The sequence below is a fragment of the Pseudoalteromonas sp. NZS11_1 genome (assembly GCF_015864275.1).
In the GTDB taxonomy this organism is placed as follows: Bacteria; Pseudomonadota; Gammaproteobacteria; order Enterobacterales; family Alteromonadaceae; genus Pseudoalteromonas; species Pseudoalteromonas arctica.
The window spans coordinates 49,694-76,441 of the sequence record NZ_JADYXK010000001.1 but is presented as its reverse complement, the minus strand read 5'-3'; the positions used below and the strand labels follow the sequence as shown (position 1 = coordinate 76,441).

21 protein-coding genes are annotated in these 26,748 nt (G+C 38.0%); 5 read left to right on the top strand and 16 right to left on the bottom strand.

Annotation, left to right across the window (positions count from 1 at the left end):
* Positions 1 to 16: 16 nt before the first annotated feature.
* Genes I6F44_RS00310 through I6F44_RS00265 form a run of 10 tightly spaced genes read right to left on the bottom strand, consistent with a single transcriptional unit; the run spans position 17 to position 9,720 of the window.
* On the bottom strand, positions 17 to 601 hold the full coding sequence (locus I6F44_RS00310) for a pilus assembly FimT family protein (RefSeq protein ID WP_121953565.1): 585 nt from the start codon (positions 599 to 601) through the stop codon (positions 17 to 19).
* 4 nt (positions 602 to 605) lie between these two features.
* On the bottom strand, positions 606 to 1,826 hold the full coding sequence (locus I6F44_RS00305) for a type II secretion system F family protein (RefSeq protein WP_121953566.1): 1,221 nt from the start codon (positions 1,824 to 1,826) through the stop codon (positions 606 to 608).
* A complete protein-coding gene (locus I6F44_RS00300) occupies positions 1,813 to 3,540 on the bottom strand; it encodes a GspE/PulE family protein (protein WP_197173084.1) in 1,728 nt (575 codons plus the stop codon). Before I6F44_RS00300 ends, I6F44_RS00305 begins: the two co-directional genes overlap by 14 nt.
* Positions 3,537 to 4,679 carry a tetratricopeptide repeat protein gene (locus I6F44_RS00295; protein ID WP_121953568.1) on the bottom strand — a complete coding sequence of 381 codons (1,143 nt, stop codon included), beginning with the start codon at positions 4,677 to 4,679 and terminating at the stop codon, positions 3,537 to 3,539. The genes I6F44_RS00300 and I6F44_RS00295 overlap by 4 nt, the downstream gene beginning before the upstream one ends.
* Positions 4,676 to 5,578, bottom strand: coding sequence for an ExeA family protein (locus I6F44_RS00290; RefSeq protein ID WP_121953569.1), 903 nt, complete (start codon positions 5,576 to 5,578; stop codon positions 4,676 to 4,678). The genes I6F44_RS00295 and I6F44_RS00290 overlap by 4 nt, the downstream gene beginning before the upstream one ends.
* Before the next feature lie 2 nt (positions 5,579 to 5,580).
* Entirely contained in the window at positions 5,581 to 7,239 is a 1,659-nt protein-coding gene (gene mshL / locus I6F44_RS00285; RefSeq protein ID WP_121953575.1) for a pilus (MSHA type) biogenesis protein MshL, read from the bottom strand.
* Entirely contained in the window at positions 7,223 to 7,549 is a 327-nt protein-coding gene (locus I6F44_RS00280; protein ID WP_024594540.1) for an agglutinin biogenesis protein MshK, read from the bottom strand. The genes mshL and I6F44_RS00280 overlap by 17 nt, the downstream gene beginning before the upstream one ends.
* Complete coding sequence (locus tag I6F44_RS00275; protein WP_121953570.1) at positions 7,527 to 8,204, bottom strand: agglutinin biogenesis protein MshJ; 678 nt, start codon at positions 8,202 to 8,204, stop codon at positions 7,527 to 7,529. Before I6F44_RS00275 ends, I6F44_RS00280 begins: the two co-directional genes overlap by 23 nt.
* Positions 8,201 to 8,800, bottom strand: a complete 600-nt coding sequence (locus I6F44_RS00270) for a PilN domain-containing protein (protein ID WP_231612761.1) — start codon at positions 8,798 to 8,800, stop codon at positions 8,201 to 8,203. Before I6F44_RS00270 ends, I6F44_RS00275 begins: the two co-directional genes overlap by 4 nt.
* Positions 8,797 to 9,720 (bottom strand): MSHA biogenesis protein MshI, encoded by a 924-nt coding sequence (locus tag I6F44_RS00265; RefSeq protein ID WP_121953571.1) that lies wholly within the window; start codon positions 9,718 to 9,720, stop codon positions 8,797 to 8,799. The genes I6F44_RS00270 and I6F44_RS00265 overlap by 4 nt, the downstream gene beginning before the upstream one ends.
* A gap of 77 nt (positions 9,721 to 9,797) precedes the next feature.
* On the opposite strand from I6F44_RS00265, the gene I6F44_RS00260 reads away from it, so the two are divergent.
* Positions 9,798 to 10,706 (top strand): 1-aminocyclopropane-1-carboxylate deaminase/D-cysteine desulfhydrase, encoded by a 909-nt coding sequence (locus tag I6F44_RS00260; RefSeq protein WP_121953572.1) that lies wholly within the window; start codon positions 9,798 to 9,800, stop codon positions 10,704 to 10,706.
* On the opposite strand, the gene I6F44_RS00255 is transcribed toward I6F44_RS00260, so the two are convergent.
* From I6F44_RS00255 to I6F44_RS00245, 3 genes are all read right to left on the bottom strand, one after another.
* The gene (locus I6F44_RS00255) at positions 10,703 to 12,385 is read right to left on the bottom strand and encodes an EAL domain-containing protein (RefSeq protein ID WP_231612760.1); all 1,683 of its coding nucleotides are present in this window, start codon (positions 12,383 to 12,385) and stop codon (positions 10,703 to 10,705) included. The genes I6F44_RS00260 and I6F44_RS00255 overlap by 4 nt on opposite strands.
* Before the next feature lie 221 nt (positions 12,386 to 12,606).
* Positions 12,607 to 13,221 (bottom strand): response regulator transcription factor, encoded by a 615-nt coding sequence (locus I6F44_RS00250; RefSeq protein WP_024589873.1) that lies wholly within the window; start codon positions 13,219 to 13,221, stop codon positions 12,607 to 12,609.
* Positions 13,211 to 15,607, bottom strand: a complete 2,397-nt coding sequence (locus I6F44_RS00245; RefSeq protein ID WP_197173083.1) for a PAS domain S-box protein — start codon at positions 15,605 to 15,607, stop codon at positions 13,211 to 13,213. The genes I6F44_RS00250 and I6F44_RS00245 overlap by 11 nt, the downstream gene beginning before the upstream one ends.
* A 290-nt stretch (positions 15,608 to 15,897) precedes the next feature.
* On the opposite strand from I6F44_RS00245, the gene I6F44_RS00240 reads away from it, so the two are divergent.
* The 4 genes from I6F44_RS00240 to pntB all read left to right on the top strand — a co-directional run bounded on the left by I6F44_RS00240 (position 15,898) and on the right by pntB (position 21,429).
* Entirely contained in the window at positions 15,898 to 17,289 is a 1,392-nt protein-coding gene (locus I6F44_RS00240; RefSeq protein WP_101163341.1) for an NAD-dependent succinate-semialdehyde dehydrogenase, read from the top strand.
* Positions 17,290 to 17,347: 58 nt separating this feature from the next.
* The gene (adhP, locus tag I6F44_RS00235; RefSeq protein WP_197173245.1) at positions 17,348 to 18,367 is read left to right on the top strand and encodes an alcohol dehydrogenase AdhP; all 1,020 of its coding nucleotides are present in this window, start codon (positions 17,348 to 17,350) and stop codon (positions 18,365 to 18,367) included.
* Positions 18,368 to 18,485: 118 nt separating this feature from the next.
* Complete coding sequence (locus I6F44_RS00230; RefSeq protein WP_121954964.1) at positions 18,486 to 20,024, top strand: Re/Si-specific NAD(P)(+) transhydrogenase subunit alpha; 1,539 nt, start codon at positions 18,486 to 18,488, stop codon at positions 20,022 to 20,024.
* A 10-nt stretch (positions 20,025 to 20,034) separates the two neighbouring features.
* Positions 20,035 to 21,429 (top strand): Re/Si-specific NAD(P)(+) transhydrogenase subunit beta, encoded by a 1,395-nt coding sequence (pntB, locus tag I6F44_RS00225; RefSeq protein WP_197173244.1) that lies wholly within the window; start codon positions 20,035 to 20,037, stop codon positions 21,427 to 21,429.
* Between the two features lie 228 nt (positions 21,430 to 21,657).
* Here the strand turns inward: pntB and I6F44_RS00220 are convergent, their stop codons facing one another.
* From I6F44_RS00220 to I6F44_RS00210, 3 genes are all read right to left on the bottom strand, one after another.
* The gene (locus I6F44_RS00220) at positions 21,658 to 24,387 is read right to left on the bottom strand and encodes a response regulator (RefSeq protein WP_197173082.1); all 2,730 of its coding nucleotides are present in this window, start codon (positions 24,385 to 24,387) and stop codon (positions 21,658 to 21,660) included.
* Between the two features lie 244 nt (positions 24,388 to 24,631).
* Positions 24,632 to 25,312 carry a single-stranded DNA-binding protein gene (ssb, locus tag I6F44_RS00215; protein ID WP_165724866.1) on the bottom strand — a complete coding sequence of 227 codons (681 nt, stop codon included), beginning with the start codon at positions 25,310 to 25,312 and terminating at the stop codon, positions 24,632 to 24,634.
* Between the two features lie 20 nt (positions 25,313 to 25,332).
* Positions 25,333 to 26,700, bottom strand: coding sequence for an MFS transporter (locus I6F44_RS00210; RefSeq protein ID WP_010553785.1), 1,368 nt, complete (start codon positions 26,698 to 26,700; stop codon positions 25,333 to 25,335).
* Between the last annotated feature and the right edge of the window lie 48 nt (positions 26,701 to 26,748).

Sequence of the window (26,748 nt, the reverse complement as noted above, 5' to 3'; positions counted from 1 at the left end):
GCCTCTTTTAAATTACTTAATTTTTAAATATTTTTACTTTGCCTGTTTTAGCAAAATATGAAAAACCTGTTAACCCTAATATTTTACCCGTATTGCTAGGTATACTTTTAATATCAATGGTATGAGTTAAATAATAGACGCATTGCGAACTTTCTGCATTGTACCTAACTAAAAAACTTACACTTTTTATTCTTGATATTTCATTACTTAACGTACTACTGGGTGCATCTTGTAAAATTACATTTAATACTTGGCGGCATTTATTAGCATTTACAGCTTTTACCCGAGTATCTTTTTTTTCTGTTTCATCACTTGTTGGTGTACCTAACATTCCATCAACACCAACTATTACTCCTCCATAATTAACAAATGTTTTATTTGACCTACTATTTGGCCTCCCCTCTAATTCCCATTGACCCCTAACCATGCCAACGGCTGATGAAAAGCCACCTGCAATAGCATCTACGCTTGCATTATGCGCTTGATTTTTAATACCTATATATTGAGGTATAGCAAAGCTCAAAATTACTGCCAGTAAAATAACAACAATAACTAACTCAAATAATGAGAAACCTTTTGAGTAAGCCTTTGACGCAATCACTTGGTTAATTACCTTTAATCGCTGACATCATGTTCCACATAGGCATAAAAATACCCAACGCTAAAATCAGCACCATAATGGCAACAAACACAGTTAAAATAGGTTCGATTTTTGCAGTTAAACTACGTAGATCGTAATCAACTTCACGCTCATAATAATCAGCAGCCTCTTGTAATAGCTCATCAACCCGGCCCGTTTCTTCACCTACCGCTACCATCTGTAATACAAGCTGAGAAAACAGCTGAGAACTTTTTGAGGCCCTAAGCAAACTATCGCCCTTTTCTATATCTTGGCGCATAGTAATAATCGCTTTTTCCATATAGCTGTTATCTACGGCATGCGCTGTTAGTGATAAACCAGTGGTCATAGGCACACCGGAGCGCAATACCATAGCTAAACTTTGACTGTAGCGCGCAAGCAATGTCCGTTTTAAAATATCCCCAATAAATGGAATTTTTAATTTATATTGATCCCACTTAAAGCGTCCAGGCTCTGTATTTAAATAACGCCTCCAAGCGAATACCGCGCCAATCCCCATGATCAACAACAACCACCAGAAATTAACAAAAAAACTACTAGTACCAATTAGTATTTGTGTCATTAACGGTAATTCGGCATCAAACTTGGCAAACATGCTCGCAAAGGTAGGTATTACAAAAATATTTAAAATAACCATAGCTGCTACAAGAGCCAAAATAACAAAAGTGGGGTAGCGCATTGCTGCTTTTATTCGTTTGCGGGTTTCCTGTTCTTTTTCAAAATAAATAGCGAGTTGATAAAAAGCATCCTCTAATCGACCAGAACCTTCACCAACCATCACCATTGACACGGTTAAACGGCTAAACACCAAGTTATGCATAGCCATTGCACTGGATAAGTCGCGACCTTGTTCGAGCTGCTTGGTAACTTCTATTAGTACATTTTTAAATTTTTTATTTTGTGTTGTTTCTGCCAACCCAACCATTGCTCGTATAATTGGTATACCTGCTTTTAATAGCGAATACATTTGCCTAGAAAACATAATCATGTCGTCTAGCGTTATTTTTTCGACAAATAAATTATCAAAAATTTTGATGTTATTTTTTGTTTCAACTAAAGAGATTGATATTGGTATAAATTGACGCTTCATTAAACTATCAGCTACGCCAGCTTGGTTACTCGCTTCTAATTGGCCTTTAACCAACATACCTTTGCTGTCTTTAGCTTTGTAGCTATATAGTTGCATCAATATCCCCTACTATTTCTGGGATATATTCAGCCACTTTAAATACTTCATCTAAAGAGGTAACACCTTGCTTGGCGTATTTTAATGCCATTGTTGAGAGCGGCGAAAAATTCGCGCTATTTTTAGCGGCTTTTGCAAAACCTTGCGTGTCGTTAACTCGTAATGCATCCATCATTGCATCATCCATTTCGAGCAACTCAAAAATACCTACACGCCCTTTATAACCACTATGGTTACATGCTGTGCAACCTTGCCCTTTAGAGAATTGAGCTTCAGTAACATCTTCGCCTAAATATTTTAGCCAGCTTATTTCTTGATGATCTGGCAAGTACGGTACTCTGCAGTCATTACATACTCGTCTTACTAATCGCTGGGCAATAATCGCGCGCAGTGAACTTGCAACTAAATAGGCTGGTGCGCCCATGTCGATTAAGCGCATAGCACTGGTAATTGCATCATTGGTATGTAACGTTGATAGTACGAGGTGGCCTGTTAAAGCGGCCCTTAATCCAATATCCACGGTTTCTTGGTCACGCATTTCGCCCACCATTATAATGTCAGGGTCTTGCCTTAGAGTGGTCCGTAAAATACTTGCAAAGCTCAGCCCTATTTTATTATTTATTTGTACCTGGTTAATACGGCCAATACGATACTCAACGGGATCCTCTACTGTAATAATTTTACTTTCTTGTTGGTTTAACTCACTTAATGCACCGTATAGCGTGGTTGTTTTACCCGAGCCTGTTGGCCCAGTAACTAAAACCATGCCATGAGGACGTTTTATAATGCTGCGTACACGTTTTAATATGTGTACTGGCATGCCTGTTTCATCTAACGATAATAATCCTGCTGATTGATCAAGCAAACGCATTACAACTGATTCACCATGCTGAACGGGCATGGTAGATAGGCGCACATCAATACTATGGCTGCGCACTTTTATATTAAAGCGACCATCCTGAGGGAGGCGTTTTTCAGATATATCTAATCCCGACATAAGCTTTAAACGTAGCACTAGTGCCGATGCTATTTTTACTTGGTTAAGAGTGTGCTCTTGTAATATGCCATCTACACGTTGACGAATGCGAAGCAAACCTTCATCTGGCTCAATGTGAATATCGGATGCGCGAACTTGCACAGCATCTTCAAATATTGATTGCAGTAGCTTTACAACGGTTGCATCAGATGTTTCATCACCTAAAGAGTTTAAATCAAACTCTTCTACGTCTTGATATTCTTCATGGAGTTGTGCTGCAAAGTTAGTAATTTCATCTGTACGACGATATACGTTGTCAAACGCAGCCATTATTTGACTTTCTTGTACAACAGCTAAATCTATTCGTTTAGGAGCAAGCATAGTTGCAAGTTGATCAAGCCCCCTTAGATCAGCAGGATCGCTCATCCCGACTAAAACAGAGTCACCATTGTCTTCAATTACTAATGCTCTGTAGCGACGTGCATAAACCTCAGATAAAAGCTTAGATACATCAGCTGATATTTTTCGCTGTGATATATCTAAAAAAGGTACTTGTAATTGCTGCGCTAAAAAACGTAATAGTTGTGGTTCACTAATAAACTCAAGTGTAATAAGCGTCGAACCTAATTTACGACACGTCGCAGCTTGAACGTTTAGCGCTTCGCTTAGTTGCGCTTCGGTGATCATGTGCTCATGAACCAGTAAGTCCCCTAAGCGCATTTTTAAACTAGGTCTCATACGGCCTCCTTTAGCGCAACTAAACGCTGTAATGCATGCTGCGTCATAGCTGTATTTAATCCACCTAAATCTAGAGCCACTTTGTAAAGCTGTTTAGCATCGAGGTACTCTCCTAATGCATCTTTTGAAGTTGCAAGTGCCAGCCACCACTTAGCTTGACTAGGCTGTAGTTGTGTAAGATGTTTAAAGCTTTCAAGTGCTTTATGGTGCTTACTCGCACTTTGTGCTGCAGTACCTTGCAACACCCAAAAATCAAGATTCGCTTGAGTCTCAAATTCATCACTTAAAAGCAGCAATACTCCTTCATACTGCTGTTGCATAATGAGTATTTTGCTTAGCATTACACGCCATTCAAGTACGTTAGGGTTTTGGCGAATACCTGATTGCAAAACCTGTTGTGCTGAATTTATATCTTGTTGTTTAAAGTAGGTTGCAGCGAGTAAATTTCGAGCCTCTACGTGTAAAGGCGATTGCGCTAAAATAATATTTAAATCACTAATGGCTTCGTTGTATAAGCCAAACTGTATTGCTTGTTTAGCTGTGGCTAATTGCTCAATCAATAAAGCCTGTGGCGACTTAGCTTCTGCCACGCTTTTAGTCATAGTATTTTGAGACTTAGTTTTAGTCACTGAAGTAATTTTTGGCTTGATGACAATAACTTCGCTAGCTACCAACACATTATCTTTAGCTAGTGCAGGCCTTTGTTTAACCTCAGCAATTACAACTGGCTCAGCCGTTGGTTGAGAAACCAGTAATGTTGCTTCACTCAACTTGGATTCAGCTAAATCATTCACTTCTGGTTTTATCTGCTCAACTTGCACAACCGTTTTCACAGCATCTTGCTCAACTAAAGGTTCTACATTACTTTTTTCATCTTGATAATCAGATAAATTAGAGCTTAGAACCGCGACCATTTTTTGCTGTGGTAACACAGACTCACGTTGAGTCTCTTTTTTGTCGGCGGTCGGTAAGTATAGGTATGCTAAAAAAATGACACTTAGCATAATAAGTAAAATTACGGCTTTAAATGCAATATTTTTTACATCATATATCGGCTTTAAGCTTATACCTTCTTGAGTACTTACTTGTTTAGCTTCTCGTTGCTCAATATTTTTAAGCATATTATTTATAACGCTCATAACCACTGCCTCCATGCCCATATGGCAGCAATAGCTAAAACACTAAACATTAAAGCACTGTAGCTCCAATATTGTCCGGTTCGATACTTTGCGCAGTCTTCGGTATCTTTTATGGCAAGTTGAATATGGCGATTTGTTATTGTATTTAACCCTTCACCGTAAGCTTGTAATAGTGCTTTGTGGCATAAAACATTAACTAATCTAGGAATTCCACGGCTAGCTCTAGCAATTTTGAGCCCTATACTATTATTAAATAAAGGAGGCCTATTAAACCCTGCAACTTGTAAGCGGTGATTAATATAATAAACAACCTCAGCGCCAGTCATCGCCCGTAATTTATACGAAAAACTGATACGTTGGCGTAATTGCCTTACTTTATTGTTTGCCAGCTTTTCATCAAGTTCAGGTTGCCCAAATAACACAACTTGAATTAGCTTTTCGCTTTCTGTTTCTAAGTTTGTAAATAATCTCAACGCTTCTAGAGTCTCCCAACTCAAGCATTGCGCCTCATCTATCAAAAGCACTACACGCTCATTATCTTCTTGTAAGTCAAGTAGGTGATGATTTATAAGCTGCCCTAGTGCTTGCTGATCTAATGCTTTATCTACATCCATGCCCAGCTCAATTGCAATCGCCCATCTAAGTTCTTCAGGGCTTAAATAGGAATTAGGCAAATAAGCCACAATGTAATCTGGCTCAAGTTGGTTTAATAGCTTTCTACACAGTAGCGTTTTACCAGTGCCAACTTCACCAGTGACTTTAATAAACCCTTCACCCATTTCAATAGCTGTTGTTAACACTTGCATCGCTTCGTGGTGCGGTTCAAGTGCACAAAAAAACTCTGTGTTAGGGGTTAACGTGAAAGGCATTTCACTTAAATTAAAAAAGCTTAAATACATGGTTAGTTTTCATACCATGTTTTTAAAAGCTGACGGCTTTCACCTTGTTGTTTTTTCCACGTATCTGGCATAACAACCGTTGGTTTGATTAAAATAATCAGTTCTTTTTTCTCTTGGCGTTTACGAATACTTTTAAATAAATTGCCAAATAGTGGGATATCACCCAACACCGGGGTTTTTGATTCTTCATCCTGTGTTGATGTTTGCATCAAACCACCAATAACCACTATTTCGCCACTTTGAGCGCGAATAACAGTATCTGATTCTCGAATGTTACTTTGTGCTAGAGGCAACTCAAAACGTTGATCGTCTAATGTAATTACTTTTAGCTGCTCTTCTGTTTCAGTTACTGAAGGGTGAACATGTAAAATTACTGAGCCATACTTGTCAATCTGCGGTGTCACATCAAGGGCAATACCAGAAAAGAACGGCGTTAAATCAATTTCAGGCGAGGTCGTTGTAGCAGTACCCGTTACCGTCGTACTTGATACATTAGTAACAAAATATTCGTCTTGCCCTACTTTTATAACTGCTTTTTGATTGTTTGTAGCGGTAACTCGAGGGTTAGATAGCATTTGCACATCACCTTGCGTTTCAAGCAAATTAATAACCCCGTTAAAGTCTCCTTTTTGAATGGTTAGCGATGACGCTCCACCAATTGCGGCTGAAATACTATTACTAATAGTAGAACCCGCTGTTGTAGCAAACGAAATACCGCCTTCTAAACCACTCGCTATACGCTCCCAGTTAACCCCCTGTTGGTACTCATCTTTTAAAGTTACTTCTATTATTTTTGCTTCTAGAATAACTTGGCGTTGCAGGTTTTCTTGGCTTTGACGCAAAAACTCTTTTAGCTGACTAATTTCGCTTGGTAGTGCATTTACGGTTACCAAACTAGCTTGTGGGCTTGCAACAACATAGCGCCCATCGCTTGCGCCAATTAAAGACTTAAGGGCGACTTCTAATTCTTTCCAAAAATCATTTTTATTAATTGTTTGGATTCGAGAACCGTTTAAATCTAAGCTTTGATTATCGCCGCCAAACTCATTATTTTGCTGGTTACTACTACCTGAACTTGAACCACTCGAACTACTGCCACTTTGTGCAAATTGACTAACCCCACCAGCAACCACACTCACTGTAGACTGACCATGGCGCTGCATCATTAAATAATTTACAGGTATTGTTTCTGTGCGCATTTTGGCTGGCAGTACTTGTACTATTCGTCCTTCATTAACAATGTCTAAAGGATACATACGCTTAATAACTGCAATGACTTCATTAAAAGTAACGCTTTTAAGATTTAAACTAATTGTGCCATTTACCTCGGGATGCACAGCAACACTAAAAGGCGTATCGTCCGTTAAGCCTGCAAAAAAGGCACCTATTTCAACGTCATTAGCGGCTACATCAAAACGCTTTATAGATAAATCATCACTTATAGTTTGCTCATTATTTATTGATGATAGTAGGCTTTGGGTAAGCTCACTCGGCATCTGTAAAGGCGCAATCGCTTTAGCTTCTACAGGTTCTTCAGCCAGCTCTTGTTCTATATGAGTTTTAACTTCTTTACCAGGCTTAAAGCTATGGCAAGCCGTTAAAAATGTAGGCAATAATAGGAGAACAAGCCACGGGTAAGATAAATTATTTTTTAATTTCATAGTCATATAATTCTAATTTTATTTGTTTATCGTCATTTGCTAGCACAACCTGTTTTGAGTTTATGCTTAGCACCCGAAAATCGTCTACAGCATCACCCACTCGATAAATATGGCCAGAAATAATAGCCTTAAATGCTGTACTGTTTTTAATAATAGATTGCAATTTAAGTTCTGTGTTTTGAGTTACACTCTTGTTGTTATTTACATACATATTTGGTTGAGTAGGATCGCGTAATTGCGCTAATGCACTGGGTGCGAAAGTGAACAAAAGTAATAAAAAACATAAATTATAATGCGATAAATTTTTCATTAGCGCTCACTGTAGCAATTTGTAAAGTTAATTCAGCTTGAGGGTACTCTAGTACCTGATAACTAAACTCCTGTATTAATAACTTATCTTGATTATTTTTTAATGCGGCTAAATATTTTTGTAAGCTAAAGTAGCTACCTTCTAAAGTAACGACCATCTGATGCTCAAAAAATAATGTTTGCGTATCATGTTCACCTAGTTTTTCTACATCGATAGCCTGTGCTGGTTTGACATTAAAGCTACTCACTTTTACGGCGCTACTATCTACGAGCAAATCTTTTAAAACGGCAGGTACATTTTTAGCCGCTACAAAGCCTTGACTAAAACTATTAAGTTGATTATTTATTTCAGCTAATTCATCTCTGGTTTGTGCAATTTGACTGCGTAAAACCTTAGTGTAGTCGTAGTTTAGTGCTTGATTTAACATGGAGAGTTGCGCATTTATCTGCTGTAACTCCTGCAATGCTGCATTTTGTTCAGAGCGAATATGAGCAACTTCATCTTGCTGTGGAAAAATAACAAACCACAGACCGAGGTAAATCACCATGAATAAGCCTACAAATACAGTTGAATACTTCTCACGCTTTTGCAGCGATGCAAATTGAGCTCGATACTTTGCCCAAATAGGCCAACCTTTGTCTTTCTTGTTGTTCATGGTTTAGCGCCTTTATCAGCAAGGTCGGTCGCCACATTAAATTCACTCAGACCATCTTTTGTTGACAGTTCTAAAACTGAAAATTCTTTATCAATAAAAAAAGGTGACTGCTTTAAATTATTAAACCACATAGGTAAAAATTTTGACTGCGATACTTGCCCTTTAAACGTGACACTTTGCCCTACAAATTTAATATGGGTAAGCCAGATATTAGGCTCGTGATACTTGGCTAAATCTTGCATAACCTGCGCATAGTCGGTTGCGGATTGATCTGAGCTTTGCTCTAAATAACTAAATATTTGCTGCTTATGCAAAACCTCTTGCTGAAGTGTTTTTAGCTCATTAATAAAAATTGTTTTATTTTGCTTCTCTGCTAGCTGCTGTTTTACAACTTCTAACTGAGCTTTTCCTTGTTTGAGATATTCCTTTTTTTGTTCTAAATCAAGCTCACTTGAATAAGTTTTATAACTGTAAAAAGCCCACGTGATTACAATAATTAATAGCGCACCTAACCACAACGTAATCATTCCAGACAAAGGGACTGGGTCTCGGCGTACTCGTAAGGTTTTTTGATAAAAATTAATCCGGGTTTTCATAGCACAGACTCCGGATCTGTTAATTGATAGGCTGCCCCGAGCGCATAATAAAAGTTTGGCTCTAATTGCTGCGCTAATTCTAAGTTAGGCGCAAAATCTACAACTTTTACTTGTAAAAACTCTGCAAGACCGGCTCTAAGAGTTGATGAAGATAAATCATCGCACTGTAGCTGTATGCTGCGAATTGGCGGTTGCTTGAGCTGGCTTTCAAAAAAGTCCATTGAACGCTGAATTTCTAACCCTAACGCCTCTACTAGTCCTTGGTTTTGATCCTTATCAGAAATACCTAAAAAACCATTTAATCGCCTAGCTAATACTAATTGTCCATCACGAATAATTAAGATTCGAGGTTCATGATTAGCATGCTGCACAATCAGCATATGCGCCTCTTTATATGAGCCAAACAAGGTAACCAGAATCATTTCTTCAGAGGTCATTGCACGCAAAACAGGTTTGGTTTGTTCAAAACTGTCTATAAACGGAAGTAGTTGCAGCTTATTAGTAATAAACACATTCATTTTGCTGCTTTGCATCGGTAGCGTTATTGGATAATCGATAAAATCAGCAACAATATTTTCAGGGGCTATATCAACTAAATCTTTTGTAGTCCAAGGGAGTGATTGGATGATTTCTTCATCACTAAGATTTGGTTTATCCATTTGCACTATTTGATAAAAGTAATGCGGTATAACTAAATTAACCGCACAAATGTCTGTAGAAACTTGATTTGTGCAAGCAACAATAGCAGCGGTATAATCGGCTTGTTCAGATACGTTGACACTATGTGAGCTGTGAACTATCCATTGGTCTCGTTGTTTTTTTAAACATACCGCGTTAACAGTATCTGCATAAGCAGCAACACCTATAGCTGTATTAGGATCCAAACTACGATTCAACCAAGAAAACAGCTTTTCTTTCATATAGCTACTATTGTTAATGATGTATTAACCAAGTGTCGTACATTTTATTTACTTTGCCAAGTTGAAAACTAATAAATATGCATAAATCATTTGAAACTAAAGAAAATAACTATATTCAGCAAATAGATACAACGTTTCTAAAAAAGAGAAATATTTGTTTAGGTATAAAACGTGACGATCTACTACATCCGCTAATAAGTGGTAACAAATGGCGTAAATTAAAATACAATTTAGCGCATATGCAAAAGATAAATAAAACAGAGCTTCTGACTTTTGGTGGTGCGTTTTCAAACCATATTCACGCCTGCGCAGCCGCAGGAAAAGAATTTAATATAAAAACTCACGCGATTATTCGCGGACCAGAACTGGATAACAACAACCCAACAATCCAATTTGCAAAACATTGTGGTATGAACCTACATGTTGTTAATCGTATAGAGTATCGAAAACGCCAAGACACCGATTACCTTAATGCTTTGCAAGAGCGCTTTCCAAATGCTTATATCATTCCTGAAGGTGGTACAAACGAGCACGCCTTATTAGGATGTAAAGAGTTAGTACAAAGCTTACCCGAACATAACTACTTAGCTTGTCCTACAGGTAGCGGTGGCACGCTTGCTGGATTAATAGAAGGCAGTGCTTCAACTACACAAATTATTGGTATAGCGGTATTAAAACAAGCTGATTATTTAAATGAAGAAATAAAAAAGCTGAGCGCTAAAGCTAATAATCAAACTAACTGGCAGTTACTCACAGAGTTTCATGGTGGTGGTTATGGAAAATTTTCACCTGAGTTATGGCAGTTCTGCCAAGATATAGGCCGCACACACAACCTACCGCTTGAGCCTATTTATAGCGGAAAAATGATGTATGCATTGTGGCAACTTATTGAGCAAGATTATTTCCCATCTGGGAGTAAGATTATTGCGGTCCATACCGGCGGACTTCAGGGGCTAAATGGTCTTAAATATAGAGGCTTAATTTAATGAAATACCGCTTGCGTAAACTCTTGAAGTGGCTCTGAAAAGTAAAACCCTTGAGCTCCAACCACTCCCAACTTGGCAAGCGTAAACAACTCTTTTTGAGTCTCTACGCCAACGGCATATACGGGTAAATTTAAAAGGTTTGCGGCTTCGACTATCTTTTTTATTTGCCTTTGATTTTGAGTTTTTTCATTTAACAAATGAATTAATTCGTATGATAATTTAAGCCCACATACTTGGTTATAATCAGCTAATACAGCTACTTTCTCACTACTTTTTACATTATCAATCACAACTTGTGAACGGCTTTTTTTAATTATATTTAGTGCATTAGTTATCGATTTTCTATGAGTAAAAAATTCTGTCTCACTTATTTCAAATTGTAATTTAGCACTTAATTTAAGTTCAGCTATTTGACTAGGTAACCACTCCCAAAATACATCGTTAAACCAATTTTTAGGGTGTAGATTTACACTAACTGTTTGAGCCGAAGATTCACTCAGCATTAGCTTTTTAACTTGTGTTATTACGGCTTTATCTAATATTAAAGCGTCTTGATTACTATAAACCTGATTAATAAAATAACGAGCAGCTAGTAATCCAAGTTGGCTATGCCTAACCCTAATAAGCGCTTCATGTTGTAAAATCTCCCCACTAGAGAGCTCAAATAAAGGCTGGAAGAATAATATAAACTTATTCTTTTTAATATTTTCGATAACCTGTTTACTCGAGAGTGGTTTTTCTTGGTAATAATTTAACGCTAAGCGGTGATAGTGCTGTACTGAGCTGCTTTGCGATAGCATAAGTGCTGATTTTGCTAACTGATAAACCGCAATTTTATCTGCGCCTACTCGATAGTCGCACGCACCTATTTTAATGTTTTTATGAGTCATACTTTTTTGATAATTTTGGCATAGTAAAAACACGCTCTGATGAAGCTTTTCAACGTAGCTGTCTAACTCGGGAGTAGATATATGTGGCAAGGTGATGGCTAAGTAATTGGAATTTAGTATTTTTACCGACACATCTTTAAATCCAGTCAATTTTCTAGTGATTAACACTTTAAAAATAGCTTCTTTATCGGTTTTCTTATCAAAGTCACATTCAATGAGTAAAAATAAGCTATGTGATGCTCTATTAACCCCATACAAAGAACTTAATTCGCATTTTTTTACTTGTTTAATTAATCGTATTTTATTTTGTTTTTGTTTAATAATTTTAGTAGGTTGTATCATTGTATTTTTGGGCGTAATTTTACGACTTACATTCAATAACCCCCACCAGCGATAAGACCAGCCAGCGGCGCCTAATATGATCAAGTTTAGCAATATAAATAAGTAACTTTGTGTTACCCAAGCAGGATAGTGATAGAGGCTCAAACTTAATGTTTTGTAAGAAAAAACTTCGCGCTCTATATTCACTAAATGCCTAAAATGCTCTGCAGGCTTTGGCCATTCCAACACAAAACCTTCACTTTTAGCTAATGCGGCCAACACTTCATTGTTTATAGAAGGAGATAAATTCAGCTCGTAAACGTGTTTAACGAACTGCTGCCCAGAAGCATGAACTTTTTGATGTAATGCATCATTTAAAACGAAATTAAAACTAATAAGCATCATTAAAAATAAGACAAAAGAGATACCTTTGAAGTACTTGAAAAGCCAGAGTTTACTCTTTTGCATAGCCTGCCACCCGTTAAATTATTAACTAAAGTGTTGTTCAATATCTATAGAAGTACAAGGTCGTAAAGCAAGTTTAAACATTTATTAATAGCGCTAAACAAAAAACACTCTGATAAACGAGACATAATAGTTTAAATTAGTTAGATATTAAATAAAGGCCCACATGGGGGCTGTTTAAAAGTCTGTGTCATTTCAGCATTATTAAATAGATGGACTGATAATTAATTTAATTGCTCATACATAATTTTACTTCGCACTAATTGAGCGAGTGTTTTAGCACCTAATTTTTCCATTACATGAGAGCGATGAACTTCAACGGTGCGTTCACTAATACTAAGATCGCACGCGATTACTTTATTCATTGCCCCATCAGTCACTCGTTCAAACACTTCACGTTCTCGACTCGACAACGATTCAACATTAATCTTATTTTTATGCTTATCGAGTGATTTTTCATGTTGTTTTTCATCAAGTACCAATGCCTCATTAATACGGTCAATCAAGTGCTGTTCATTAAATGGTTTTCTAATAAAATCAATTGCTCCTAAACGCATCGCTTCTACAGCCATCGGGATATCACCATGCCCGGTAATAAATATTATTGGTAATGAGCAATTTAAATCTTTAAGTTTTTGTTGTAGCTCTAAACCACTCATTTTAGGCATACGTATATCCAATACTAAGCAACCAGCCATGGTTTCATTATATACATCCAAAAACGCAGCGCCTGAACTAAAGCTCTGAGCGTCAATATCAATAGAGTCTAGTAGTATTTCAAGCCCTTCACGAATACCTTCATCGTCATCAATTATAAAAACGCTTTGCTTATCGCTCATAAACGACTCCTCTATTATGTGTTGGCAAAGTAAACATAAAAATAGCTCCTGTTGGCTTATTGTCATAAAAGTGAATATGCCCACCATGTTCTTCAACAATGCTTTTAGATATAGATAGACCGATGCCTGTGCCATTTTCTTTGGTTGATGAAAAGGGTTTAAATAACTTCTCTCTCATTTCTTCAGGTAACCCTGCACCGGTATCAGCCACTGATATCTCAACATATTTATCTTCATTCAATTTTATTTCGAGCTCTATTTTTGAATCATTTTTATAAGCATTTAACTGCATAGCTTCCATACCATTGCGTAATAAATTAAGAATAACCTGCTCTATTTGCACCCGATCAACAAACACATCAATTTGTTCATCACATGTAATTATTCTGACCGTAATATTGCGAAGTCGCGCTTCTGATTCTGCTAGGTTTGTTACTTCTTTTATTAAAAATATACAATCAATGACTTCTTTTGATCGTTGCCCTTTTTTGGTCATTAACTGCATACGCTCAATAACGGCTCCCGCTCGACGAGAGTGTAAACTTAGTTTTTCAAATATTAAGGGGAGTTTGTCAAACCTCCCTTTCTCACAAAAGTTTTTTGCCGTCTGAGAGAAAAGAGAAATAGCCGTCAGAGGTTGATTTATTTCATGTGCAATTCCTGCTGCCATTTCACCCAATGCATTGACCCTTTCGGTATGCGCTAATTGTTCAGTATGAAGCCGAGCTTGGTCTTCTGACGCACGTTGCTTGGTAATATCTCGAATCAAACCTACAAACATTGTACTTTCATGATTCTGTATTTCACTTACAGATAAGTGAATTGGAAATGTTGTGCCATCTTTATGCTTAGCTACAAGCTCACGACCCACACCAATAATATGCGTCTGCTTCGTTTTTAAATATTGAGCTAAATGCTGGTCATGGTGTTTACTAAATGATGTAGGCATTAATATTGTTACGTTTTTATCTTTTACTTCATCTGAGGTATAACCAAACATAGCTTGCGCAGCAAAATTAAAACTTTGTATAAGCCCGTATTGATCAATGGTAATAACGGCTTCAACAACTGAATTTACTACCGCATCAGAGAAAGCATAACTACTAATTAGGTCAGCTTCAGCCTGCTTAATAGAGGTAATATCATTAATAAATCCTTCAATAATAACTTCACCATTAAAAATAGAACTAACCGGTCCTCCTTTTTCCCACACTAATTTGATCCCACTATTTTTGGTATTAATTCTATATTCAAGTTCAAAGGAGCGTTTTTCTTTGACAGCCTCTGTAAGTGACGCCTGTACCCGCTCATAATCATCTGAATGTATTATTTCCCTCCACAGCATTCTATTTTTTTTAAACTCAGCTCGAGAATAACCAGTTAAACTTTCGCACCCATCACTAACCAGTATCATAGGCCAGCTCATAGTATTAAAAGACTGATATGCCATGCCGGGAAGATTTTTTAATAAATATTCAATCTTATAACGCCCGTCTTTTATTTTACTGCGTGCAAATAAATAAGTATAAGCAGCCAACACAATTAAAAAAGCAATAAAAATACCAAGTGAAATTAAAATTCTCATGATTTTATAGTGAGCAATATACAAAAACTCATCACTGGGCGATATGCTTATCTCCCACTTATGACCTTGTAAATCATAGGATGCTTTTTTATCCCAAATGCTTGTAACAGGAAATGAATTTGTTTGATCTGAATATACTTTTTGCCCATCAATAAACAGCGTAAAATGATATTCCTTAAGTAAAAATGCAGGTACAACTGTCTTAATGTAAGGTTCAAAAATCAACGCACTTGCAATAAAACCCTCTAGTTTTTTATTCTTTTTATTGGTGTTAAAAATAGGAATATATATTCCGATACCCTCTCCACCATAAATAGATTGCAAAGGTGTTGTGACGACTGCTTGTTCTGTATTTTGTGCTTTTATTGCGGCTAACAATGCAGGCGGATTTAATGCCAAATTAAAATCGATGGCGATCTCATTACCTTGCTTTGGTGTTATTCTTCGCACATGTAATGATCTATCAATCCAACCTATGGCTTGATAGCCATGTTGCGAATCGTACAATGTTTTACTGATTACTTCCCAATCACCTTGTGGCATATCGCTTGATATAGAAGACAACTTAGATAACTCTGACAGTGATGTTATTCGCCCTTCCAAATCATCTTTAAGCAGTGCTTTAATACCTTGGGCAGTATTTTGCGTTACTCGTTCAATATGGATTCGCTCTTGGGAATCTATATGAAATACTATAAAAATCATTAAACACGTAACCAGTATTCCTACCATTATTGCGTACAATAAAATAGCTAATTGGGATGAGGAAAATACTTTCGATTTTTTATCACTGTAATTCATGATGAATTTAAACTAGCGCCTCGTTGATTAATAACTAGTGCGTTTACCCACTACGCACTGCATTATTTTATAATCCGTTATCACTCCCATCCGCGTCAAGGATTAACTGAGTGATTAAAAATAAATAAATCAAACAGTTATACTTTCAAGATGTGGATTCCCACATGTATTTACGTAACACCACGAATAGCCTCACTTTAGTACTTGTTTTACCATAATTATACACGCAGCTTCTAAGCGTTATTAATTTTAAAATAAGAGTCTTATTTAATTTAACTGAGGATATTATCATGAGCTATGCAACAACAAATCCATATACAGGTGAGGTTATAAAAACTTTTCCTGATGCTACTGATGCTGAAATTACTCAAGCAATAGAAAATGCCGATTCTGCATTTCAATCATGGAAAAAAACACCTTTCTCTTCTCGCGCTAAAATAATGCAAAAAGCGGCTGACTTATTACGTAAAGATGTAGTTAGTTACGCCAACTTATTAACTTTAGAAATGGGTAAAATAACATCAGAAGCAAAGGCTGAAGTTGAATTATCCGCAGCTATTTTAGAGTACTACGCGAATAATGCTGAGAGACTTCTCGCATCAGAAAAATTACCCGTTGCAGATCCAGCTGAGGGCGAGGCAATTATTATCCATGAACCACTTGGTGTATTGCTTGCCATTGAGCCATGGAATTTTCCGTATTATCAAGTTGCTCGTATTATTGCGCCGCAATTGTCAGCGGGTAACACTATGCTACTAAAACATGCGGGTATTGTTCCACAATGTGCAGCAGCATTTGAAGCACTTATGCTCGAAGCTGGTCTGCCAAAAGGCGCTTTTAAAAACCTATACGCCGCACATTCCCAAACAGAAATGATCATTTCTCATCCATTAGTTCGTGGTGTTGCACTTACCGGTTCTGAAAGCGCTGGTGCAATCGTTGCTTCTACCGCTGGTAAAGCACTTAAAAAGTCTACATTAGAGCTTGGTGGTGCAGACGCATTTGTTGTACTTGCTGATGCTGAAATGGAAAAAACGGTTAATTGGGCTGTATTTGGTCGTCATTGGAACGGTGGACAAGTATGCGTATCGTCTAAACGAATGATCATCGAAGATGAAGTTTATGATGAGTTTGTTGAACTTTATACTGCTGGTGTTGCTAAGTTGCAAGCAGGCGATCCACTAGATCCAACGACTACTTTGGCACCATTGTCATCACAAGGTGCAGCTGATGAACTAAAAGTTAAAATTAACGAAGCGATCAAGCTTGGTGCAACTGCCACTGAAGTGGGCCCTAAAGTACCTAGTCAAGGCGCCTTTGTACAACCCACTATTTTAACGAATATTAGTGAAGATAATCCGGCTCGCAACTGGGAATTCTTTGGTCCTGTGTCTATGTTATTTCGTGCAAAAAATGAAGATGACGCAATTAGAATTGCGAACGACTCTCCATTTGGCTTAGGTGGCTCTGTATTTACGTCAAACCCTGATCATGGCTTAGAAGTTGCCAAAAAAATATCTACCGGCATGGTGTTTGTAAACCATCCAACGATGGTAAAAGCCGACTTACCATTTGGTGGTGTTCGCCGTTCTGGTTATGGTCGTGAACTAATTGGCTTGGGTATTAAAGAGTTTGTTAACCACAAACTAATCGACGTTGTTGACATTGATGCGCCATTTTAAATAGCGCAGTTTAATAAAAACCCCTTAAATATTAATAGGAACGATTATGAATAACAAAATGAAAGCAGCCGTTGTTGAGCAATTTGGCAAACCTTTAGTTCTACGCGATTTAGATATTCCATCACCTAATGCAGGGCAAATATTAGTTAAAACAGAAGCCTGCGGTGTATGCCACACAGATTTACATGCAGCAAACGGTGATTGGCCATTAAAACCAACTCCACCATTTACTCCTGGCCATGAAGGCATTGGGCTAGTTACCAAAATTGGCGAAGGTGTTACAAGCGTAAAAGTAGGCGATAGAGTCGGTGTTCCGTGGCTATATTCAGCTTGTGGACACTGTGAATTTTGCTTAAGTGCTTATGAACCAGTATGTCCTGATGCTGAGTTTGGTGGCTACACTAAAGATGGTGGTTTTGCCGAGTATATTATTGCCGATCCTAATTACGTTGCACTTATTCCTGATGGCTTATCAGCAGTACAAGCGGCCCCTATAATTTGTGCTGGTATTACAACTTACAAAGGTATTAAAGAAACCGATGCTAAACCAGGTGAGTGGGTAGCAATTTCAGGTTGTGGTGGACTTGGTCATTTAGCGATTCAATATGCCAAGGCGATGGGTCTTAAAGTGTGTGCGATAGATATTGATGACGGTAAGCTTGAACACGCAACCTTACTTGGCGCCGATGCAGTCGTAAATGCTAAAACAGATAATGCAGCAGACACCGTCAAAGAAATAACGCAAGGTGGCGCCCATGGCGTACTGATTACGGCTCCTTCCCTACCAGCATTTGAGCAAGGGGTTAATATGACCCGTAAACACGGTACATGTGTTTTAGTTGGCTTACCGCCTGGTGAGTTTCCGACGCCATTATTTGATGTAGTAGCAAATTGCATCACTATTAAAGGATCATTTGTTGGGAACCGCAAAGATATGGCCGAAGCGCTCGCTTTTGCGGCGCAAGGCAAAGTTAAGGCGGATATTGAATTACAGCCTTTAAGCGCTATTAATGAAATATTTGAAAGACTCGAACATGGCAAAGTACCATCTCGTGTAGTTATTGATTTTACACTTTAAACAGTAATAAATACGGTGGATTCATGTTAGTAAATAACATATTTCATCGTATCGCTAATTCCATAACGCCTAGATACATATTAATTCCTCTTCATAGCATTTAAATCGAGGTTCGACAATGAAAATTGGTGTTCCAAAAGAAATCCACACTGGCGAGCGACGAGTCGCAACGACCCCTGATGTAGTAAGTAAATTAACAAAGCTTGGTTTTGATGTTGTCATTGAAACTGGTGCAGGAATGGCGGCTAATTACGCCGATGATGCGTATGGTGAAGCTGGTTGTAAAATAGTTAACTCAGCACAAGATGTATGGGCACAGTCTGATATTATACTAAAAGTACAAGCACCTGAAGGTGATGAAAATACATTACTAAAAAGCGGACAAACATTAATCTGTTTTTTATGGCCGGCACAAAACCCAGTGATGCTAAAAGATTTAACTCAGCGTGGTATCACCGCCATTGCAATTGATAGCATTCCTCGTATTTCTCGGGCACAAAAAATGGATGCCCGCAGCTCAATGGCCAACATATCAGGCTATCGTGCAATTGTAGAAGCAGCTCAACATTTTGGCCGGTTTTTTACCGGACAAATTACAGCAGCAGGAAGAGTTGCTCCCGCCAAGGTACTTGTAATTGGTGCCGGTGTTGCTGGTTTAGCCGCTATTGGGGCTGCAAAAAGTATGGGCGCAATTGTTCGCTCATTTGATACGCGTGCTGAAGTAAAAGAGCAAATTGAAAGCATGGACGCCGAGTTTTTAATGCTCGACTTTAAAGATGAAGACGGCTCAGGCGAAGGCGGTTACGCTAAAGTAATGAGCGATGAATTTATCGAAGCCGAAATGGCATTGTTTGCAGCGCAAGCTAAAGACGTTGATATAATTGTTACTACCGCACTCATACCCGGAAAACCAGCGCCTAAGTTAATCACCAGCGAGATGGTTGCATCAATGAAGAGCGGCAGCGTAATAGTCGATCTTGCAGCCGAACAAGGTGGAAACTGTGAATTAACAGTTCCGGGTAAGGTTGCCGTATGCCATGGTGTATCGATTATTGGTTACACCGATTTACCAAGTCGCCTTGCTGCACAATCGAGCCAATTATACAGTAATAACTTACACAACCTGTTAGCCGAAATGACCCCGGAAAAAGATGGCAAACTCTTTGTTGATATGACAAACGACGTTGTTTTAGGTGCAACTATATGTACTGAAGGAAAAACAACTTGGCCGCCACCAGCGCCCACACTATCAGCCCCCCCTAAAAAGGTTGCGGCTACACCTAAACCTAAACCCACTATTGTTGAGAAAAAGAAATCGGTATTTGGACCTATTATTGGCGCCGCTATCGGTGCATTAGCATTGCTTGGGCTTGGTGGCGTTGCACCCGCTGATTTTATGTCTCATTTTACCGTTTTTGTCTTAGCCTGCTTTGTAGGTTATATGGTTATTTGGAGTGTATCGCCTGCACTACATACGCCTTTAATGAGTGTAACCAATGCCATTTCAAGCATTATTGTTATCGGTGCTTTAATTCAAATAAGCTCAACAGACGACACTATTAAATGGTTTGCCGTTTTTACCGTGTTAATTGCGAGTATTAATATTGTTGGCGGCTTTGCTGTAACACATCGCATGCTCAAAATGTTCCGTAAGTGAGGTTGTCATGATCAGTACTGGTATTGTAACCGTGGCATACATTGCTGCGATGGTTCTTTTTATTTTGGCTTTAAACGGCCTATCCAATCAAGAAACTGCCCGTAAAGGTAATTGGTATGGTATTTCAGGCATGGTTATTGCTCTTTTTGCGACTGTTTTAGGTGTTGTTACCAATAACTATATTGAGTTGATGATTGCATTATTAGTGGGTGGCAGTATTGGTTTACTTGTAGCAAAACGAGTGCAAATGACTGCAATTCCAGAACTGATTGCTATTTTACACAGTCTAGTCGGGCTCGCGGCTATAATGGTTGGGTATGCTAACTTTGCGGATGCTTCTAGTCATTTTACAGGAATTGACTTAACCATTCACGATATTGAAACCTATGTAGGTGTTTTGATTGGTGCTATTACACTTTCAGGTTCAATTACCGCTTTTGGTAAATTATCTGGTCGAATAGGCAGTAAGCCTTTAACACTACCAGGGCGACATATATTTAATCTTGTTTTATTAGTTGCTGTAGCGTGGCTTGGACAGCAATTCGTTGTGCAGTCTGCTGTTGGTAATGGCATGTTGCCACTGGTTATTATGATAGCTCTTGCTTTAGTTTTTGGTATTCATATGGTGATGGCAATTGGCGGTGCCGATATGCCGGTTGTTATATCTATGCTTAATAGTTATTCAGGCTGGGCCGCTGCCGCGACAGGCTTTATGCTAAATAACGATTTACTCATTGTAATTGGTGCATTAGTTGGTTCAAGCGGAGCTATTTTGAGCTATATAATGTGCAAAGCTATGAACCGAAATTTTTTATCCGTCATTGCCGGTGGATTCGGTAGTAGCAATGTAAAAGCTTTACCTGCAGGGGATCAAGAACAAGGTGAAGTACTAACAATCAGTGCAACCGAAACAGCAGAGCTGCTCATGAGCGCAAAAGAAGTAATGATTATTCCTGGATACGGAATGGCCGTTGCAAAAGCGCAGCAAATAGTCTCTGAACTCACAAGTAAATTACGTGAAAAAGACATTAACGTGCGCTTTGCAATACACCCTGTTGCAGGACGAATGCCTGGACAAATGAATGTATTATTAGCTGAAGCTAAAGTTCCTTACGACATTGTTTTTGAAATGGATGAAGTAAACGACGATTTTCCACAAGTTGATGTTTCACTTGTGATTGGTGCAAACGATATTGTAAACCCGTCAGCACTTGATGAACCAAATAGCCCTATCGCCGGCATGCCAGTACTTGAATGCTGGCATGGTAAAGCGTCTATCGTTTTAAAACGCAGTATGGCAACTGGTTATGCTGGGGTACAAAATCCATTGTTTTTTAAAGATAATACACAAATGCTCTTTGGAGATGCCAAAGACACGTTAGTCGAAGTTGTTGCTGCACTATAAAAGTAACGTTGCAAAGCCATGGAGGATTCCATGGCTTTGTTATTTTTGCATTGCTTAGATTTTATATTTTTGAGATCCGCTTAATTGCCGTGATTATAACTAGTTAAACTACCTATTAAACCTTTGAGTCAAATTCTATTTTAAGTTATTCAAAACAGGCTCAAGCAACGGGAGATATTACGACAGGCATTTGATATATATAATTATTAAATCACTTTAATGGCTCAGCTATTTATTTAAACAGTGGATTATAGTTTCACGTAGATTTTGCGCTTTAATAGGCTTTGCAACATGGGCGTTCATGCCAATGGATAAGTATCGTATAATATCATCTTTCATAACATTAGCTGTTAAAGCAATTATTGGAATATTTGCGATTGCTTTGTCACTATCGCTACGAATAATTTTACTCGCCTCAACCCCATCCATAATAGGCATATGAATATCCATCAAAATAATATCGTACGATTGTGATTTCACGGCTTGAATACATTCTAATCCATTGCCGACCAAATAAATTTGAGCATCAGCCTTCTCTAGTATGTTTGTAACGATTAGTCTGTTGATCGAGTTATCTTCCGCAACCAATATTTTTATACCTGCCAGCGACTGTTCACTCACAGTATTTACTTTAGGCACCTCATTAAGAGGGGCTACTACTTTACTTTCAATCGCCTCATACAAAACACTCGTGTATACAGGTTTCTGCAAAATAGTTTTTATACTTACTTTTTTGGCTGCATTATTAAGTAAACTTTCGTCACTCATTATAAGCACAATCGTGTTGTTATAAAGTTGAGGGTTAATATTGAAAATGCGTATTAAAAAAGTTTCGCTACTCATTGATGGCATTGCCCAGTCGACAATAACAACTTTAAATTTCTCTTTATTGTGTTCAATAATATCAATAGCTTGTTTAGCAGATTGACAGGCCGTACATACTAGCCCCATAGCCGTTAGCTGATTTTCAATTACCTTAAGATCATCTTCATTATCATCTACAATTAATACCTCGAACGAATCAGTAAAAGTTAGGTCGGGAGTATTATCAATCAATGCTTGGTTATTCAATTTCACCTTAATCGAAGCTATAAATTCACTACCTACACCTTGAGTACTTTTTACCGTTATATCCCCACCCATCGATTGGCATAAACGCTTACTTATAGTTAAACCTAAACCTGTACCGCCAAACTTCCTGGTTGTAGAGCTGTCAGCTTGAGTAAAAGATTCAAATAAATCGGCAAGGCTTTGCTCAGCAATCCCAATACCGGAATCCTTAACAATGAAATACAAACAAACGCTCTTAGGATCAGCTAACGATCTTTTTGATTCTATTAATACCGATACAAAGCCGTGTGTAGTAAATTTAATTGCGTTAGAGCATAAATTTAGCAGTACTTGGTTTATTCGAACTACATCACCTATTAAATCGAGTTTAACCTCTTTACCAATGACAATATCAAATGTGATCCCTTTGCGTTGAGCTAGCTCATCAAAAGTTGCTTTGATGTAGTCAACAACCGAATTTACAGAAAAAGGAAATTCCTCAAGGTTAATATTTCCAGACTCAATTTTTGAAAAGTCTAAAATATCGTTAATAACTACAAGAAGTTGATCTGAAGAATATTTAATTTTATTTAAATAATGCTCATATTCTCCAGGCAAACCTTTTTCGAGCAAAATGTTGGTTAAGCCAATAATCCCACTCATAGGAGTTCTAATTTCATGACTCATATTTGCTAAAAATTCAGACTTAGCAGATGTCAGCTTTTCGGCCTCTTCTTTGGCTTGCAACAGTTCTTCAGTACGCTGTTCAACGCGAGACTCTAATCTTTGCTTTTCTTCATCAAGCTCTTTTAAAAGTTGAATGCGGCGTTGATTTAAAAACAATACGAAAACTAAAAAGCTGCTAAGAATAAAAATAATCGCAGTAGCGCTGTAAATTAATGTTTTATTTTGCTCAAAATAGGTTGGCTCGTAATAAGATATAATCGACTTTTCCGTCAAGCTTTGTGGAGCTATATCGAACTTGTTTAATTGACGCCAGTCGTAAGCGTAAACACTTAGCCCTTCACCACTGATTGCACTTAAGCTTTTATTTTCATTGTATAAAATTATCGAATCGGCAATACGTTCACCTATTTTTTCACCCGACAACACATACCCACCAACAACACCTGAGCCTAATAGTACCTCCCAATAACTAAAAATGGGCGCTGAACTTGCTTTAGCTAATCGCTCTACTAGCTGATAAGGGCTAAGGGATTTATTATCGTAATACCTGAAAATGGGTGTAAACAATATAATTGAATCATCTGGCGCATTTTTTACTCTAGTGAGTAGCTCTGGCATTGAAAGATCAAACCACTTCTCTACGTCTAAATACGAAAAGTCACGGTTAATAACCGAAAAGAGCCCTCGATAAAAGCTCATCCCAATATCGTTTTTTGTATCTAATATAACGATTAATTTTTTAGGCTTCATTAAATTAACAGCGCTTGCTGTTGCTTGCGCGTAATCTAATTTAGCTTGGATCACTGCTCCGTTAGTATTTTTAGGCAAACTGAATTGAGCGCCTGGTTCCAAATATATTCTTGGAGCATTTATAAAAAAGTCATCTAATTGCGATAAAAGTACTGCTGCAGAAGGAGACTGAGTAACAATGATATCGATGTGCTTATTTTTATATTTTTGTTTGAGGTAGTCCTTCATTAACTGTTTTTGATTTGCTTCATCGAATCGGTTTACATCCATATTTTCAACGAAGAGTTCATAACTAAAAGAACGTCCTATAAGTTTTTTACGCAGTCCAGAATCAACACTTTTGTGCCAAGGCATATCTTGGTTTGTTGAATTTATAAATAAAACATGAGTAACATTTGAAGAAGGTTGAGCGTTTGAAATTGGACTCACAAATTGAAAAACAAGAAATAAAAATAAGATATTAGTTTTCATGTTTCTCATTGTGTAATCAAGGTGAAAGTCCTTTAATGGTAAGTGTTAACGATATATATATCAATTAAATAAAATGTAAATACCACCATAATTTAACATGTTTACTAATACTATTTCATTTTATTGCTTAATGACGATATTCATTGATAGTTCTGGGTTGCCCTCACTACACAACTCGTATAAAAAAGCCCCGTTCATACGGGGCTTTTCTATAATAAATCTTTACACTGTAAAAGTTGGAAAACTAGAACGGGATATCGTCGTCAAAATCAATGGTTGGTTCCATTGGGTTTGATGCGCCACCTTGCGGAGCACTTTGTGGTTTAGGAGCGAAACCACCTTGCTGTTGTGGTGCACTTTTTTGCTGTGGTGCATAACCACCTTGCGGCTGATATTGATTACTTTGCTGCTGTGGTGCTGGAGCCGGTTTTGGTTGTGCTGCTGGTGCAGCTTGTTGCTGCGGATTATAGCCACTTTGCTGTGCGGCTTGGCCTTGGTTATTTTGACCGTAACCACCGCTTTGTTGACCACCTTGCGGCTGATTACCTTGGTAACCACCACTTTGCTGATCGCCACCACGTGCGCCTAACATTTGCATTTGACCAGTAAAGCCATCTACAACTATTTCTGTAGTGTATTTTTCTTGGCCTTGTTGATCGGTCCACTTACGTGTTTGAAGCTTACCTTCAACATAAATTTGTGAACCTTTACGACAATATTCACCAACAATTTCAGCTAATTTGCCAAAGAACACAACACGATGCCACTCAGTTTTATCAACCATTTGGCCAGTGTTTTTATCTTTATAGCTATCCGAAGTTGCTAAGGTAATATTTGCTACACCATTGCCGTTAGGCATATAACGAACTTCAGGATCTTGCCCTAAATTACCAACCAAAATTACTTTGTTCACACCGCGTGCCATGGAACCATCTCCTATAAATGTTAGATTAAACCAGCTACTTTACGTGCTTGGTCTAGGTCAAATTCTTTATCATTAATCTTTAAATAGCTGCGACTTTCATCGCGAACCACAGTTGCTTCTATTACGCCTGGTAAAGCAACTAACTGAGAAGCAAGTGTTTGAGCATGCTCTTCAGAATCTAATTTGGTCATTAAACTAATAACTTTACTTTTGGGTGGGACTTGCATTTTCCACGCAATAATAAGCCATATTAACCCAACAAGTGCCGCTGCCGCAAACACAGCTTGCGTCGTTGTAGTTTGTGCTACATAACCACCTAACATACCGCCTAAAAAGGCGCCTAAAAACTGACTAGATGAGTAGCCACCCATTGCTGAACCTTTTTGGCTTGCAGGTGCTATTCGCGATACAAGCGCAGGCATAGTGGCTTCTAAAAAGTTAAACGCCACAAAATAAAGCAGCATACACACAGCAATGCCTACTACACTATTAACCCATACCGACATTGCTAGCATACTAATAGTTAACAAGGCTACTGAGCCAATAAATGCTTGTTTTTCTTTTTCTTTTTTAATGGCCACAATCATTATTGGTACCATTAATAAAAATGCTAAAAACAACACCGGAATATACAAATACCAGTGATGGTCGGCAACTAAGCCATCTTTAATTAATTGACTCGGCAGTACGACAAATATTGTGGTTAGCGTTAAGTGTAATAGCAATACACCTGCATTTAATCGTGCTAACTGAGGGTGCTTAATTAGTTTTTTAATGTCGCTAAAGCTTGCTAATGTATCACCTTTGGGTGCTTTATTTACCGCATTTGGCACTAGCATCGTCACTATAAATATACCAAAAACAGCTAAAATAGCAGTCAACCAAAATACACCAGCAATACCCCACGAAGCAGCAACAATTGGCCCAAGTAACATAGCAAAGGCAAAGCTCATTCCTATGCTCATACCAATAACAGCCATTACTTTTGGTCGTTGCTCATCGCGGCTTAAATCTGAAGCAAACGCGAGTAGTGCACTGGCTATTGCGCCCATACCTTGTAGAGCGCGGCCTACGGTAACCATTTGAATAGAATCAGCTAATGCAGCAACTACAGAGCCAATGGCAAATACGACTAAACCACCAACAATAACTTTTTTACGACCAATTTTATCGGATAATCGACCCATAGGTATTTGCAATACGGCTTGCGTTAAACCATACGCACCAATGGCAAAACCAATCCAAATAGGCGAAAAACCTTCAAGCGATTGTCCATAAATAGCCAATACAGGCATCAGCATAAACAAGCCGAGCATTCTAAATGCAAACACACTCGCCAGCGATACTGCGGCGCGTTTTTCTCGTGAATTAAGTGAAGATGCGGTCATTATCTGCGTGATCTTACTCTATGAAAAATTGAGGTTGGGATTCTACCA

Excerpts from the sequence above, each read along its gene's own strand:
- ssb (WP_165724866.1), bottom strand. The coding sequence starts at position 25,312 with ATGGCACGCGGTGTGAACAAAGTAATTTTGGTTGGTAATTTAGGGCAA.
- I6F44_RS00275 (WP_121953570.1), bottom strand. The coding sequence starts at position 8,204 with ATGAACAACAAGAAAGACAAAGGTTGGCCTATTTGGGCAAAGTATCGA.
- I6F44_RS00250 (WP_024589873.1), bottom strand. The coding sequence starts at position 13,221 with ATGAGCGATAAGCAAAGCGTTTTTATAATTGATGACGATGAAGGTATT.
- I6F44_RS00290 (WP_121953569.1), bottom strand. The coding sequence starts at position 5,578 with ATGTATTTAAGCTTTTTTAATTTAAGTGAAATGCCTTTCACGTTAACC.
- I6F44_RS00300 (WP_197173084.1), bottom strand. The coding sequence starts at position 3,540 with ATGAGACCTAGTTTAAAAATGCGCTTAGGGGACTTACTGGTTCATGAG.
- I6F44_RS00305 (WP_121953566.1), bottom strand. The coding sequence starts at position 1,826 with ATGCAACTATATAGCTACAAAGCTAAAGACAGCAAAGGTATGTTGGTT.
- I6F44_RS00245 (WP_197173083.1), bottom strand. The coding sequence starts at position 15,607 with ATGAATTACAGTGATAAAAAATCGAAAGTATTTTCCTCATCCCAATTA.
- I6F44_RS00240 (WP_101163341.1), top strand. The coding sequence starts at position 15,898 with ATGAGCTATGCAACAACAAATCCATATACAGGTGAGGTTATAAAAACT.
- I6F44_RS00210 (WP_010553785.1), bottom strand. The coding sequence starts at position 26,700 with ATGACCGCATCTTCACTTAATTCACGAGAAAAACGCGCCGCAGTATCG.
- mshL (WP_121953575.1), bottom strand. The coding sequence starts at position 7,239 with ATGAAATTAAAAAATAATTTATCTTACCCGTGGCTTGTTCTCCTATTA.
- I6F44_RS00230 (WP_121954964.1), top strand. The coding sequence starts at position 18,486 with ATGAAAATTGGTGTTCCAAAAGAAATCCACACTGGCGAGCGACGAGTC.
- I6F44_RS00255 (WP_231612760.1), bottom strand. The coding sequence starts at position 12,385 with ATGCAAAAGAGTAAACTCTGGCTTTTCAAGTACTTCAAAGGTATCTCT.
- adhP (WP_197173245.1), top strand. The coding sequence starts at position 17,348 with ATGAAAGCAGCCGTTGTTGAGCAATTTGGCAAACCTTTAGTTCTACGC.
- I6F44_RS00270 (WP_231612761.1), bottom strand. The coding sequence starts at position 8,800 with ATGAAAACCCGGATTAATTTTTATCAAAAAACCTTACGAGTACGCCGA.
- I6F44_RS00280 (WP_024594540.1), bottom strand. The coding sequence starts at position 7,549 with ATGAAAAATTTATCGCATTATAATTTATGTTTTTTATTACTTTTGTTC.
- I6F44_RS00265 (WP_121953571.1), bottom strand. The coding sequence starts at position 9,720 with ATGAAAGAAAAGCTGTTTTCTTGGTTGAATCGTAGTTTGGATCCTAAT.
- I6F44_RS00260 (WP_121953572.1), top strand. The coding sequence starts at position 9,798 with ATGCATAAATCATTTGAAACTAAAGAAAATAACTATATTCAGCAAATA.
- I6F44_RS00295 (WP_121953568.1), bottom strand. The coding sequence starts at position 4,679 with ATGAGCGTTATAAATAATATGCTTAAAAATATTGAGCAACGAGAAGCT.
- I6F44_RS00220 (WP_197173082.1), bottom strand. The coding sequence starts at position 24,387 with ATGAAAACTAATATCTTATTTTTATTTCTTGTTTTTCAATTTGTGAGT.